This window comes from Bradyrhizobium huanghuaihaiense (genome assembly GCF_025200885.1).
GTDB lineage: Bacteria > Pseudomonadota > Alphaproteobacteria > Rhizobiales > Xanthobacteraceae > Bradyrhizobium > Bradyrhizobium huanghuaihaiense.
Genome location: NZ_CP104172.1, coordinates 4,256,022 through 4,268,790 on the forward strand (window position 1 = coordinate 4,256,022; position 12,769 = coordinate 4,268,790).

At 55.8% G+C, this 12,769-nt stretch carries 15 protein-coding genes; 10 read left to right on the forward strand and 5 right to left on the reverse strand.

Features of this window, described 5'->3' with window-relative positions; all coding sequences use genetic code 11:
* Entirely contained in the window at positions 1 to 702 is a 702-nt protein-coding gene (locus N2603_RS20345) for an AbiU2 domain-containing protein (protein ID WP_260390140.1), read from the forward strand.
* 271 nt (positions 703 to 973) lie between these two features.
* Positions 974 to 1,279: a hypothetical protein gene (locus tag N2603_RS20350; protein ID WP_260390141.1), complete on the forward strand. Its 306-nt coding sequence runs from the start codon at positions 974 to 976 to the stop codon at positions 1,277 to 1,279.
* 39 nt (positions 1,280 to 1,318) lie between these two features.
* On the opposite strand, the gene N2603_RS20355 is transcribed toward N2603_RS20350, so the two are convergent.
* Positions 1,319 to 1,555, reverse strand: a complete 237-nt coding sequence (locus N2603_RS20355; RefSeq protein ID WP_260390142.1) for a site-specific integrase — start codon at positions 1,553 to 1,555, stop codon at positions 1,319 to 1,321.
* 759 nt (positions 1,556 to 2,314) lie between these two features.
* On the opposite strand from N2603_RS20355, the gene N2603_RS20360 reads away from it, so the two are divergent.
* The 4 genes from N2603_RS20360 to N2603_RS20375 all read left to right on the forward strand — a co-directional run bounded on the left by N2603_RS20360 (position 2,315) and on the right by N2603_RS20375 (position 5,955).
* A complete protein-coding gene (locus tag N2603_RS20360) occupies positions 2,315 to 2,524 on the forward strand; it encodes a hypothetical protein (protein ID WP_260390143.1) in 210 nt (69 codons plus the stop codon).
* Positions 2,525 to 2,615: 91 nt separating this feature from the next.
* Positions 2,616 to 3,410 (forward strand): hypothetical protein, encoded by a 795-nt coding sequence (locus N2603_RS20365; protein ID WP_260390144.1) that lies wholly within the window; start codon positions 2,616 to 2,618, stop codon positions 3,408 to 3,410.
* The gene (locus N2603_RS20370) at positions 3,407 to 4,618 is read left to right on the forward strand and encodes a hypothetical protein (protein ID WP_260390145.1); all 1,212 of its coding nucleotides are present in this window, start codon (positions 3,407 to 3,409) and stop codon (positions 4,616 to 4,618) included. Before N2603_RS20365 ends, N2603_RS20370 begins: the two co-directional genes overlap by 4 nt.
* 26 nt (positions 4,619 to 4,644) lie before the next feature.
* Entirely contained in the window at positions 4,645 to 5,955 is a 1,311-nt protein-coding gene (locus N2603_RS20375; protein WP_260390146.1) for a hypothetical protein, read from the forward strand.
* A gap of 328 nt (positions 5,956 to 6,283) precedes the next feature.
* Here the strand turns inward: N2603_RS20375 and N2603_RS20380 are convergent, their stop codons facing one another.
* Both N2603_RS20380 and N2603_RS20385 read right to left on the reverse strand, forming a co-directional pair.
* On the reverse strand, positions 6,284 to 6,454 hold the full coding sequence (locus N2603_RS20380; protein WP_260390147.1) for a hypothetical protein: 171 nt from the start codon (positions 6,452 to 6,454) through the stop codon (positions 6,284 to 6,286).
* Positions 6,455 to 6,634: 180 nt separating this feature from the next.
* A complete protein-coding gene (locus N2603_RS20385; protein WP_260390148.1) occupies positions 6,635 to 7,213 on the reverse strand; it encodes a hypothetical protein in 579 nt (192 codons plus the stop codon).
* 67 nt (positions 7,214 to 7,280) lie between these two features.
* Here N2603_RS20385 and N2603_RS20390 point away from each other — a divergent pair, with 67 nt between their 5' ends.
* The 4 genes from N2603_RS20390 (at position 7,281) to N2603_RS20405 (ending at position 10,410) form a co-directional block, all read left to right on the forward strand.
* Positions 7,281 to 8,231 carry a restriction endonuclease gene (locus N2603_RS20390; RefSeq protein WP_260390149.1) on the forward strand — a complete coding sequence of 317 codons (951 nt, stop codon included), beginning with the start codon at positions 7,281 to 7,283 and terminating at the stop codon, positions 8,229 to 8,231.
* Complete coding sequence (locus N2603_RS44875; protein ID WP_341850489.1) at positions 8,228 to 8,551, forward strand: thermonuclease family protein; 324 nt, start codon at positions 8,228 to 8,230, stop codon at positions 8,549 to 8,551. The genes N2603_RS20390 and N2603_RS44875 overlap by 4 nt, the downstream gene beginning before the upstream one ends.
* 383 nt (positions 8,552 to 8,934) lie before the next feature.
* Positions 8,935 to 9,543 (forward strand): hypothetical protein, encoded by a 609-nt coding sequence (locus N2603_RS20400; protein ID WP_260390150.1) that lies wholly within the window; start codon positions 8,935 to 8,937, stop codon positions 9,541 to 9,543.
* Between the two features lie 36 nt (positions 9,544 to 9,579).
* Positions 9,580 to 10,410: a nodulate formation efficiency C protein gene (locus tag N2603_RS20405; protein WP_260390151.1), complete on the forward strand. Its 831-nt coding sequence runs from the start codon at positions 9,580 to 9,582 to the stop codon at positions 10,408 to 10,410.
* Between the two features lie 18 nt (positions 10,411 to 10,428).
* On the opposite strand, the gene N2603_RS20410 is transcribed toward N2603_RS20405, so the two are convergent.
* Complete coding sequence (locus N2603_RS20410) at positions 10,429 to 10,998, reverse strand: hypothetical protein (RefSeq protein WP_260390152.1); 570 nt, start codon at positions 10,996 to 10,998, stop codon at positions 10,429 to 10,431.
* Complete coding sequence (locus tag N2603_RS20415) at positions 10,988 to 12,262, reverse strand: tyrosine-type recombinase/integrase (RefSeq protein ID WP_260390153.1); 1,275 nt, start codon at positions 12,260 to 12,262, stop codon at positions 10,988 to 10,990. The genes N2603_RS20410 and N2603_RS20415 overlap by 11 nt, the downstream gene beginning before the upstream one ends.
* Positions 12,263 to 12,769: the final 507 nt, after the last annotated feature.

The following is a 12,769-nucleotide window of genomic DNA, read 5'->3' on the forward strand; positions in this document are numbered from 1 at the left end:
ATGACATTTCGGACTGCTGAAGAAGCCAAGACCGCAAATGTTGCGAAGATGGGCGACGAGCTGGGCGAAATCTATTCTGCGCTGTGGCAGGACGTGGCGGTATTACATTTCGACTGGCATGAGTATGTTGAGCTCTTCGGAACGAAGCCCGCGCGAATAGATTTGATGAACGCGGCTGCGTCGCATTTCTTTCGGCTCGTTCAGGATCGGCTATGGGAAACGACCTTACTTCATTTGGCTAGGTTGACCGATCCGGCGGAGTCGATGGGAAAAGGCAGCGGTCGTACAAATCTGACGATCAGAGCGCTTTCGGGCCTGATTGACGATGCGCCCCTCAAGGATCGCCTGGCTAAGCTAGCCGATGAAGCCGTCAAGCTTACTGAGTTCGCTCGCGATTGGCGCAATCGGCATATCGCGCACCGTGATTTGAAGCTTGCCCTCGAACAGGCGACGACTCCTTTAGCGGAAGCCAGTAGAGAGGATGTCAAGAAAGCGCTTTCGGCGATAGCCGCGGTGTTGAATGAAGCGGCGACCCACTACACTGACTCTCAAACCGCGTTCGAGCATGTGGCTGGTCCTCTCGGCGGCGCGGTCTCGCTTCTATATGTTCTTGGGATTGGTGAGCGGGCGAAAGAAGAACGAGGCAAGCGGCTCCGAGCGGGGATACAAACCGCTGAAGATTTGGTGATTCATGATGTCTAGGGGGGAGGAGTGAAGGTCCTTCTAAGTCTAGTCATAGGAGCACTCTTGCTCGCGGTTGTTTGGCTCGGGTCCGCTGTGGTGCGGCTGGAAAACTATCGCTACGCAAACTTTCTAGGTTCCTGCGCGCAGTTCAATATACAGGATGCCCTGAAACGAATTGAGCGGGAGGCGTGTCTGGAGGGAACGGAAACCCGCACGAGCTGGGTTTGGCACCTCATGTACGGTCTGCGAATTTTCTGAGGGGGGTGCGAGCATGCGCGGATGGAGCAGGTTGGGCATCGTGCTCTCGGTCATTTGGGCTCTCTCGGCATTTTTCTACGTCCGGAGCCGAGACATCGAGCAGGCGGGAAAGTTTTCGAGCTTCGTGTATTCGACTTGTTCCGAAGCGAAGTCTGCGGCGAAGAACTATGATTTCCGGGAATGCAGCGAGAGAGCTTCCAAGAGCTATCTCGATTATGATCCCGGCCCTGGCAACGCTGCCATCGCAGCGCTGCTTCCAATCCCGTTTATGTGGCTCGGGATGTGGTTAGTCGTTGCCGTGACCCGTTGGGTTGTTCGCGGCTTTAAGAAAGCGTGAAGAGAGGATAGTTCCTGACTTTGGATCACTCGAACGCGTCTAAGCAGCCTCTTGAGATTCGGCTTTGTCGCGCTTCAGCAAGGTGCGAGAGATATAGTTGGCAATAGCATCGACCGCTTGCCGTTTCTCAGTCTGCATATTGTAGCGGTCATAGGTCTTTCCACTACCGATGATGGCATGATGCGTGAGTGCCTCCGTCGTGTCGCGCGGAATGGCCATGGCCCGCGCCCAGGTCGTGGCTGACCGGCGCGCATCGTGCGGGGACCATTCGGCCATTTTGAGCTTCAGCCGAAGTCGGCGGACAGCTTGCGATAGAGCTCCGGTCTATCGGCTTTTCGCCCTTGCCCCGGGTGGACGGGAAGACGTAAGGGCTTTCGTCATACAGTCTCTCCGCCAGCGCCTGCTTGATGAGCCTCACCTTCCCCATGTAGCGCAACTCTTTGCCCTCTTGCTTGCCGAGGTAGAGAGCAGCGACGCCGGTAGGGTCTTTGACGAAACCGACAACCGGGAATTTCTCGGGCTGGACCGTCTTCACCTTCAGCCAGGCTTCGGTCCTCTCCGATCGGTACGGCGCATCGGCGCCCTTGGAGATGATGCCCCTATAGTTCAAGCGGCTGGCAGGCGGGCCACCCCGCCAGTATCATCCAGCACGGGTCGGGCCACGTCGTCGCAGTAGCAGGCGATTGGGCGTTTGACGCCCAGTCGGGCCAGCTGTACCCGGCGAATCCGTGGTTTCGGACGACTTTTCCAAAATTTGGACGGCGGGTTTGCTAGCTAGCTTGCGCTGCGCGCTTCTGTGATGTGTCTAACTAATTGAAATCACTCTCGTAAAAGGCGCTTGCCGGAGCGCTGTACGGCTGGTGCGTTGCGGTTTGTTGAAATAACCATTCGTGTTGGATGAAGCGTCAAGGAGGTTTTTCCAAACTGCAGACCCGGTGGGGATAGTCGTGGTGCGTTGTTGGCGGTTGACGCCTCGGGAATGGTCGAACGGTACGAGCCGGGAAGTATTCCGGTGGCTCACTTTCGGAGACGGGCATGGCTAAAGCCACGCAAAGGCGCGAACCGAACCTGGCCAGGATCGCCGTGGGGATGAGCGGAATCCTATCTCAGTCTGAGACCGTGGTTCGAGCCTTTGGCCGGGAGCGGGGGTTTGTCCTCATGCTGCTCGCGGTCCTGGCCGGTGTCTTGGTTCCCCTCGGCACGGTTCTGTTGATTGCCCATGGCATCGTCAGACATTTCGGTTGAGTAGTGGGGATTACGGGTTGTGAACCCACCTGCCTCAACCGATTTTGATAGATTGGTGTCCCGGTGATTTGCTGCAGCTAATGGATATCCGATGGTCAAGCCCGCAGAGGTGAAGCTTCGAGACTTTCTGAAGAACAGCAACTTGGCTGTACCGAAAAGTCCGCCGTGGATACACAGCACCGCTTCGAGCAATCTGATTCCGATCCTAACGGAAGAGAAGCTTCTCGCTGTGAAATGCAACGTCTTCAAAGGCGAAAAGCTCTGCTACCTGTTCGTCGGTCGTGCCGCCTATAAGGGTAAGGACGCGCTGAACCCTGAGCCATGGCAGTTGCCATCCGTATTCGTGATGCGCTTCAACAGCCCGCCACCCTTGAAACGGATACATCCCTTCGATACGGGCGCCTTCGAGCGGGGAAGGATGCCGGACTACCTGACGACCTTTAAACTGGAGGATTTCAACGTCGGTACCGATCGAGAGCAGATCGGTCGGCTTATCTCCCTGTATTTTGAAACGCCACGCCGGTACGTCAATCGGGACGCGAACGATCAGAAGAAGCTCAAGGAGGAGCATCTTCTCAACATGAGTCATTCCAGGGTGCTTGCGGTTTCGAAGCTGTACAAGGAAGGCTCGACCAAAGACTGCGACGATCGGGCGGCGGTGATCGAACTTCAGGTGGAAGAGGATATCCCACTCAAAAAGGCGAACCTGCTGGGCGTCGTCATCCCGGAAGAATTCCAGCGAACGCCCGGTGTCACTGAATCCCTGAAGGCACTGACAAATGTGGTCGAAACCTATCGGTTATTGCCATTGAACATCAGCCAACACTACGGCCTGATTTATGAGTGCGTGGAGCAGGTCTACAAGCGGGCAGGGATTAACCTTTGACACCTGACACCCTGTCAGTCTCCGCTGCAATCCGACTGTCCCCAGTCGACTCTATCGGCGTGCCTGTCTTCCTGGCCGGGAACTCGATGTATCTTCCCGAAATGGATGCCGACTTCAATATCAGCGCCTTCCTGCACTTTGACAATGCCGACGGCTACGAGTTGACCGGGCTGCTTCCTGACACCTACCGGCAACAGTTTTTCCGCGTTGGAGATCCTGCGCCCATTATCTTCTGGGTCGATCAATCGCCATACATCGTCGAGGGCGACGCGGAGAAAGCCAAGTTAGAGGAAATCTTCGGCATCAGGGCGCGAACCCACCCCGTTTTAAAGGACCTCGGGGGTATGTTGCACGATGCCCGGACGGGGGTCTTCAAACGCCAGCAGGAGGAATGGCTAGCGCGGGAATTGGAAGTAGCCTACGGCGACGTGTTTCTGGAGCCGCCAAGCCGGACAAAGTATTGGATACACCGCTACAGGGTGGCGCTCGAAAACGCCCGGAAGCTAACGCAGCCTCCCCATCCCATTGACGTGCGCTTGCGAAGGGCCTCAACGGAATGGTTGGAGAAGTTCGCCACCAAAGCAGAACTGCCCATGATTTCCGCGCTGCTGGGTGAGGCATCTCAAGGTGTTTATTCGGTACGCCAGATTGTCGAGATCATGTTTGCTTACCTGAGTAACAAGTTATCGGCAGCTCGTTCGGTCGAGATAAATAAGATCGCCAGCGACCAGACCATCCGGGCGCTGTTCCCTCAAGGCATGTACGACTTCTATATCCAGAACGGGTGGCCTCACGCACCGTTTCAATATGGGAAGCTGAACTTCATCGAGCTGATGAAGGAGCGACTTGTACAGGGGAGGGAAAGCTGGACGTGGGAGTCAGCCCTTCAACTCTCCAAGCTTTTGTTCGGCGACAAAGACGTTCCTCCCGAAGTTGAGGATGTCGCGATGATGTACATGAGGCCGATCCTCACGGACTACAAAAGATTACTGGATGAGGTTGACAACATGTACACATACAAAGGTGAACCGATATCCAGCGAAGGCATACTAGAGCGCTCTAGCGACATCCTCGACTTCTTCGATCGCATTCAGGAGTTGGGCCGTGTGATCGTTGGTGCTGACCGAGATAAAGCTAAAATGATGGATGGACGATTTCAGGTCAGTGAGAGCCAGATCAAGTGGCATCGGCAATACTTGGAAAGCTGATACTGTGATAGAGCGGTGGGCGAGACATGAAGGTTTTCTGGGCTTGGCAGTCGGACCATCCTCGCGAGATCTCTCGCGATGTCATCCGCACGGCGCTTGAGGCTGCTATCGAGCACCTAAAGCAGGAAAGGGATGTTGTCGAAGCTCCGGAAGAGTCCCGCGGCGATCTCCATCTCGACCACGACACTAAGGGTCTGACGGGCTCACCGGACGTGGCCCGCTCGATCCTTGAGAAGATTCAGGCGTCGACGGTCTTCGTTGGTGACGTTACTCCGGTTGGCAAGACGCCAGATATTCCAGGCAATGAGGGGATTAAGCCTGGCCGCCCGTTGATCAACTCTAATGTTGCTATCGAGTATGGTTTCGCTCTCCGTAAACTGTCCGATAGCGCTGTAATCGGGGTAATGAATGAGGCATTCGGCGAACCCAAGGACTTGCCGTTCGACATTATTCACAAGCGTTGGCCCATTCGCTACCGATTGGTCGAAGGTGCATCCAAAGCGGAGATCGACGCCGCTCGCAACAAACTAAAGGGCCATTTCGTAGATGCGCTGAAAGGCTTCATCGATAGCCCCGGACCGGAGGTGATAGCCGCCCCCGAAATTGCGTGCGGGTTGGGAAGGGCGTTTTATTTCGCGGATCAAGAGATTTTGGGCATCTCTAATCGCCTCGGTGGGGAGGTGGATATGCCTTTCCGGGATGTGCTCTACATGCGGCTCATCCCTACCGTTCCTCCCAAGCGTCCCGTCGCGGAAGCCGCGATGCTGAAGAACGCTCATCGGTACGGAGCTATGGGAAACTCTGAGGGGGCGATACCGATCCCAAACCACTACGGCGTTATGTGCTTCACGGTCACGGGTGCCTCGAACGAAATCGATGCCTTGACCCAGTATTTTCCGAGCGGAGAGGTGTGGGCCATCAATGCCGACATCATGCGCCAAGGCAAGAACGGGAGTCCACCACTCTATCTCGTCCTGTCCGCGGAAGACGCCTTCATCCATACGCTGGAAAAAGGTCTCGATTATATGCGTAAAGTCGCTGGTGTCTCGCTCCCGATCAAAGTGATTGCCGGGGTCACTGGGCTAAAGGGCCGAACCTTGGGTGTTAGCGGTGCCGTTATTGGCACCTACGGGAAGATGATGTCCGATCATGTCGAGCACACGATGGTTCTCCGTGACGACTCACACGATGCTCAAGATGAATACCTCTTTCAGCTCTTCGAGAAGATATTCGACCAGTCGGGACATGAGCGCCCGAGACAGCTCAATGCCTACCTGAACAAACAGCAGGGGGGGGCGTGGCAGTTAGGAAGTGAGGGTGCGCGAGCCTCAACTTAGGACCAGCTGATTACTTTCCCGTCCCAGAAACCATCCTCGCCGCGAACGAACCTCAGCACGCTGCTCTTGTTGAAGAACGTTACGTAGCTTCCATACAGGGGATCAAAGAACATCACCCCAAATCTGGGGGCGGTCTGAATGGTGTTGGATTGCGCGGCAGGCCGCTCGATCAAGCATCTGAACGACACCGAAAGGTATTGGTCTGGTTCGATCTTCTGCGTTTTGTAGATCGTAAAGCCCCACTGGATAGCCAGACCAGAACAAGAGCTGCGATAGAAGCAGCAAAGCTGAGTGTGGCGAAGCTTAAATCATCGGCGAGGAAGCGTTGCTATCCGCGCGATACTTGCTCCTCCATTTCGCGTTCTAGAAACTCATTCGCAATCAACAGCGCGCGTGCGTCACCGCCGCAAGCCGCGATTGCCTGATCGGCTGCCGCGTCTAAGCTCGCCGCGTCCGATAGCTGGCTCGGCGCGGGCGTTTCGGGTTTGGGATTGTTCATGTTGACCGCCTGGAATGTTCTCACTATGTTCTAAGCAAGTCAAGGTTGATCTCGGCGCAGGAAATCAGTCGTTCGGATCGTCGTACCCGTCGAAATAAATGCCCTTGAGGTCGCACAGCTTTCGTTGAACGGGTTCAGCGCCAAACAATCGCACCAAGCTCCTATCCGCGAATTCGTTAGTTACTTGCATGATATTTCCAACTCGTCAGAGTCGCGAATTAGTTCGTCTTTTTCGGTCGCCTTTGCGCCGACAAACTTCATGTTCACCCGTGGAGGCACCGCGAATTCTACATCAAGGTATGCGGTTCCAAGTCGCATCGTGCTTTGGATGCGCTTTGCTGTCGCGGCGCTAGTGATTAACGCCGAAACCAGCACTCCACTGTTGCTCGCCTTTGCGGCGATCGCGTTTAGCTTTTGAACGTCGCCATTTCCGGTTGACTTCATACGTAGTCGAGCCTTCGGGGGAAGTCCCCAAGTTACTCTAAACGTCGTGACTTCATACCCCATCTGTTCAAGTATCGGCAGAGCGTCGCCAACCTGTTGAGTGAAAGCATTGAATTCTGTCATGACCTTACCGGTTGCGTCGGAAAAGTCGGGGAGCGAGAGATCAGGCATTGACGGCAGCGATACAGAAGGCAGGACAGGCATTAAGTCCCGTGCTGATTTCGTTATGCTGTCAATTCGACTTGGAGCAACATCCTCTGAGCGAGCGGCAGAAGGGGCGACTATCAAAGACAGCACTACCAACAAAGCGCGCATATCGATTTCCCACTAGCAAAAACGTCAGGTGCTACTATGAAAGCATTCACGACCCTAGGGCGCAATTATGTTTGATGCAATCACAGAAGGCATTAAAGGGTGGCTGGTCGCCCGATTTGCGTCGGCCATCAAGCATACAACGCGGGCGGAAGATCGGGGGCTCGCGATACGGTGGCTTAGCGAATCTCGCGCTGTCGTCGCGAGTGACCTGAACGCTGTCGATAAGTTCAAGAAATTGAATGCCCTCGTTAATTCGCGAACGGCAATCGTTGCGATTGCAAAAAGCGTTTCGGAAGCGGTTTCAAATTACCGGAGTTCTGATCTTCCGTTACCTATGAAGATCGCGCTGCCTGCGACGTTGGCCGCTATTCCCTTGGTCGGAGGACAGGCTGCCGGTGTTGCAGCGTTTGGAAGTGCGCTCGGCGTACCGGTGTTGTTGCTGATCTTTCTCGGTGCGGCAGGCATCACTTCGATAATTGAGGCCGTCGTAACTAATCCCCAGGCGCGGCCCCACATTGCCGAAATCATTGACGCCATCATCCAGGACGAGCGCTTGCGCCGCACTAGCGCGCAGATGAAGGCTGCAATGAAAGACCAGCCAATGGACCCCACGCGTTTCGCAGTCCCGCCAGAAGAGCTTGCGCTTCGCGCTTATCTGCTCAACATGGATCCGTTTCAGTTCGAGCGCCACACGATGAGTTTTTTCGATGCCGCGGGCTTTGAGGCGTGGGCGACTCGGAAATCAAATGACTTCGGCGTCGACGGCTTCGCCATCCACCCGGAAGGTCCGATGATCGTTCAGTGCAAGCGAAACGCGTCGGAGAACAAGGTCGGTCGGCCGACTATCCAGCAGTTCAAGGGCGTGATTGAAGAACAGAATGCTTTTCGCGGGTACGTCGTCACGACATCCAACTTTACCGAGGAAGCAACGGAGTCAGCCCAACTATCGGACAAGCTCATTCTAGTTGACATAGATTCTCTCGTGAGATGGCACGCTGAGGCTCCAACGTTTTTATGAAAGCTCTTTGTCTTTGCCTTGTCTTGCTCACGACGACCGCGTATGCAGCCAACATTGTGGGGCAGGCAACTATTATCGACGGCGACACGCTCGAAATTCACGGTACGCGCATTCGGCTGTGGGACATTGATGCACCCGAAAGCTCGCAGCTCTGCCGCGGTGACGACAGCTTGCCCCATCGTTGTGGAGCGAAGGCCGCGAATGAGCTGGACGCGTTCATAGCGGCAAGGCCGGTTAGCTTTGAAGCGGTTGGGCGTGATGTCTACGGGCGTACAGTCGCAACGTGTTCGATCGGGGAAACGACTTGGCCGAATGGCTAGTGGACAGCGGGCTTGCTTTTGATTGGCCGAAATACTCTAACGGGGAGTACGATAAGGCGCAGCGTGAAGCGCATAAAATCGGGCGTGACGTATGGGCGGGGAGTTATGTGGTCCCTTGGTCTTATCGGGGATGCGTCAACCAGGGCGGAAGGCCGCGCGAGTGCTCCGATGACGCGAACTCTCATCCGTAAAATCAGAGGGCAATAATGCGGAGCTCAAATTTGATTGCTAAATTGGTGTGCTTGGCGGCCGTATCGGCGCTGCTGCCTAAGTTTGCGCATGCACAGAGCCAGCCAACAACGGGCATCATTTACAATACGTCCGAATGGTCGAGCCTCCAATACGAGTGTCATCTTCGATCCGGTGGGAACTTAGATTGTGATATGACGCAGGCGTCCGTGCGCCGCCAAAGTGGAGGCAAAAAGCTTCAAGAGGAAATCTCGAAAGCTCTTGCGCAACTAAAGACGGAAAAACCCATCAAGCCAGAAGAGTGCGCACAATGGGAGCAGGCGGTTGAGAAGATAAAGAATCCAAAGCCTACTGATGAGGGCTATGCACAACTCAGCTCCATGGAGCCTCCGGCTAAGCAAGACTTGCTCAAAACGATGAGTACTCTGGTAGAGTTCTGCAAAAGTCCGAACGAGCAGACAATGACGAGGCTAACGACGCTGAACTTCGAAAGGGAAGCGCGCACCTGCATTGTCGGCACAAATAGTTTTTCCTTGCAGTTCAAGCGAGTCCCTGGCTCGCAAACGTGGGCCTCTAATACCGGTCCCGACGGTCTTTGCGGCGTCGTAACGGTCGCGCGCTTAGAGCCCGACCCTAAGTACCCGAATTTCTACAACTACATACAGAAGAAGGTCGTAACGATCCCGTCCGCTAGTTTTGGTAACATGAAGTGCTCCGACATGATCGAGCAGGGCGAGTATAAGTTTGTCTGGCAGTCGCGAGACATCTACGCCCGATGCGATTACGTCAAATTTGGATTCTAATCGCGCTTTTGGTCCAAGGCAGAGAAAAAAGAGAGAATGATGTCGCTTGCTCGGACAATGGTTGCGCTAAGCTTGGCGCTGTCGCCTGTTTCCGCGAATGCCGATGAAGCTGCCACCATCGCAAGGGTCAAAAGCACGTGGCGGGCGCAGAACGGCGAAACCGCAGAGGAAATATTCGGTAAGGTCGCTAAAGTTGCACACTTCTTTCCGAGGGGCTGGGAAGTGGGCCAGAAGACCGACTCGGGCGAACCTGTTTTCTTTTCGTGGGCGAAGAACCGCAACGATAAGACAGATGACGAATATACGATAGCCTGGGAAGTTACCCCCGATGGGGCGATCAAAGTAGGGCCGCCCTATGCGAAGCCGATGGAATTAGGCTGGCAGGCGTTCGCGCTCTCGCTGATCGCTAGCGAAGTCACCGACGGCGAGAAGGGAGTGAAACTTCGCTTTCTGCACGATCCCGCTAACTTCAACTTCGTGAGGACCGCGCAAGGCAAGCTGGGCGATCTTCTGCGGCGGGGCCATTGCACCATCGGCGATCCGGTCGGAGTGGACTACCTGCCAAAGGTAGATGAGAAGCAGACGGCAAAGGGCGATTTATGGCGCGTTGAGATGTCAGTGAACTGCGATATCCCGGGGCCGCGCTATTTTACCCGTGATGGAATCATTATCTTCGAGAAGCCGGAAGGGCGAGATTGGGAGCCGCAATCGTTCTTTGCGAAACGTATCGCGACGTATGCTCCCGGCTCCTGGTTCGACCATCCGGACTCGGCGGAGCAAGAGATATTCGAAGCCGCCCGGAAGGCGCAGGGTGGTGCAGGCATGCAGACGCAGGGCTTGCAATCACCGTTTCTGAAAAACCGCTGATGCTACGCCAAAATGTGCTCAAAGTGGAGGTGCTTCATCAAGGCCCGCGCCTAGACCGGGGCCATACGCCTGCTCATGTAGGTAGGTGACAACCTCTTTTGCGTCGTCGATAAATTTCTGAAGACCTGCTGGAGTACGGATATCGTGCCCGCCGTACATGACTTTGCCTGACGACTGATACTCTTTTCGGTTCTCGGGGTAGAAGCTGTGCGCGAGTGCATTTCGAAGCGCATTAAGCTTTCGCAGCTTATTCGTGACGTCTGATGGAACGGGCCGCGCGGCGTGCACAATGGCAAGCTTCTTCAGCAAATACATTTCGTCGAGAACGTGATGATTGAATACGCGTTCCCGTTCGGAAAGGCGGGAAGAGAATCGTGCGGAAAAGGGCTCGACGTTCAAGAAGTAGCTTGCAGTGATTTCAGAAAGTAGCTGGTCGGCCAGCGTGTATTGCATCACCACTTCCGCCACGATCATTTTATTGATCGCCGCTTCCGCGAATAGCACGCTCCGCTCCAGCGCCGACTTGTCCAACCCAACCATCTCTGCGATGGCGATGGCATCGCGTGTTACCGGGTGGTCATCGCTCAAGATAGGTCCCCAATGTCGCTTCTATTGCCAAAATAGCTTCCCGTTTCTCTTCGAACATATGCCATCGAGCATAAACGCCCGTTACGCCCTTGTCGTTGTGATTCAATAGCGCCTTCACATAATCGACGGGCAGCCGTACCGCCTGCACGATTGTTGCAGCCGTTCGGCGAAGGTCGTGGGGTGTGAAGGCTGCCAGCTCTTTGTCTTCCAGTAGGCGGCGGACGGCCTGGCTCATTGAGTGGCGCGCGAGCACCCCGACGCTTTCGAAGCGGCTTGCAAACACTGGCCTGTCGCCTTTGTCCTCGCCGTCTTCCGGCTTCCCGATCTCCAAGGCCGCTTCGATCAGCTTGACCGCGGTCGGGGAGAGGGGGACCGTATGCTCTGCTTTCTTGTTCTTCGTCCTGACAGTCGGAATGATCCAGTGCGGCTTGTCACCGTCAAGTCCGTGAAGCTCGGAACGCATCATACCGGCGACCTCGCCCGGTCGCTGGGCAGTCAGCAGCACGGCCTTCAGTGCCAAGCGTGTCCCGTCCGTGATGCCCGCTTCCTCATCGTTGAGGATCGCAAAGAACGCCTTCAACTCGTCGAGTGTGAGAACGCGGTCCTTCTCGGCTTCCTTGCCGCCGACCTTCTTCATTCCGTGCAGGAAGTTCTCGGTCAGGATGTCCTTATCGTTCGCATACCCCCACATGGTGCGGATCACGGACTGAGTCCGATTCGCTGACGACGGGGATGCCTTGGCGATCTCTTCGAGGAACTCCCTGATCTCGCCGCGCGTAATCGATCCAACCGAGCGCTTCCCGAACTTCGCCTTGGGGCGCTTCAGGTACCCTTCGTCGTTTTTCCAACTGGCTTTGCTGGGCCTGCCGGTGCGGGGGTCGATAGCCTGTATGTACGCTAGATATTGGTCGCACAGCTCGCCGAAGGTGACGACACCCTTCCGGTGCTCGACAAGCTGGCGCTCTTGTGCGGCCTTGGGGTCCTCGCCTTGGCCGTTCCTGGCCTCTTCGCGGTCCCGGGCCTCTCGGGCGAGCTTCAGGCTAAGGGCAGGGGCCTTGGAGCCGAAAAGCCCCAGCGTCACCCGGCGCATGCCGCCCTTGGCGCGGGACCGATAGGCGAACGTCCAGCGCGCGATCCCGGACGGCGGACAGCGCAGTACCAAGCCACCTCCGTCGCTGAGTTCGATCCGCTGCCCGGTCTCCTTTGCCTCCGCAATAGCCTTGTCGACCACTTTGGCGGCAAGTTTGTTTCGGACCCTAGCCATGTGTCCCCCCGATAGCGCCCTAGTCCCCGGCTACGTGCCGGGACCGATCTTATAGCCATTTGGGAAACTTTTGGGAAACAACGGCGCGGGATTGGATGGTTACTGATGGTAACCGATGGTAGGTATTGATAACAGGTAAGCAACTGAAAAATAGGTGATAATGGTATTTTCCGGGACGTGTTGCCGCTTCGCGGTGATCCGGTTCGGAATCACTGGGAGACTAGGGGTCGGAGGTTCAAATCCTCTCGCTCCGACCATTTTTCCTCAACTCATCTGTCGGGTGGATCGACCGTCGGCGTGGAGCCTGCTCCCGCGGGTGACGCCTGCGCGACGGTCGGTCGCGGTGGCTGGTTCGGGGGCGGAAAATCAAAATGCCGAAAACAACCCCATGCACAGTAGCGATGCCGTTGGTGGAATGATGTTTTTCCGAAGTCGATTTGACGCGTTGGGCAAAACAGGGGTATGATGTCATCATGCCAGTCTTGTGGGACGAGGCTCAAGTTCGGC

Bases quoted from the DNA above. Each gene is read 5' to 3' on its own strand.
- N2603_RS20365 (WP_260390144.1), top strand. From the start codon at position 2,616: ATGGTCAAGCCCGCAGAGGTGAAGCTTCGAGACTTTCTGAAGAACAGC.
- N2603_RS20405 (WP_260390151.1), top strand. From the start codon at position 9,580: ATGATGTCGCTTGCTCGGACAATGGTTGCGCTAAGCTTGGCGCTGTCG.
- N2603_RS20360 (WP_260390143.1), top strand. From the start codon at position 2,315: ATGGCTAAAGCCACGCAAAGGCGCGAACCGAACCTGGCCAGGATCGCC.
- N2603_RS20375 (WP_260390146.1), top strand. From the start codon at position 4,645: ATGAAGGTTTTCTGGGCTTGGCAGTCGGACCATCCTCGCGAGATCTCT.
- N2603_RS44875 (WP_341850489.1), top strand. From the start codon at position 8,228: ATGAAAGCTCTTTGTCTTTGCCTTGTCTTGCTCACGACGACCGCGTAT.
- N2603_RS20390 (WP_260390149.1), top strand. From the start codon at position 7,281: ATGTTTGATGCAATCACAGAAGGCATTAAAGGGTGGCTGGTCGCCCGA.
- N2603_RS20355 (WP_260390142.1), bottom strand. From the start codon at position 1,555: ATGGCCGAATGGTCCCCGCACGATGCGCGCCGGTCAGCCACGACCTGG.
- N2603_RS20400 (WP_260390150.1), top strand. From the start codon at position 8,935: ATGACGCAGGCGTCCGTGCGCCGCCAAAGTGGAGGCAAAAAGCTTCAA.
- N2603_RS20345 (WP_260390140.1), top strand. From the start codon at position 1: ATGACATTTCGGACTGCTGAAGAAGCCAAGACCGCAAATGTTGCGAAG.
- N2603_RS20385 (WP_260390148.1), bottom strand. From the start codon at position 7,213: ATGCGCGCTTTGTTGGTAGTGCTGTCTTTGATAGTCGCCCCTTCTGCC.
- N2603_RS20380 (WP_260390147.1), bottom strand. From the start codon at position 6,454: ATGAACAATCCCAAACCCGAAACGCCCGCGCCGAGCCAGCTATCGGAC.
- N2603_RS20415 (WP_260390153.1), bottom strand. From the start codon at position 12,262: ATGGCTAGGGTCCGAAACAAACTTGCCGCCAAAGTGGTCGACAAGGCT.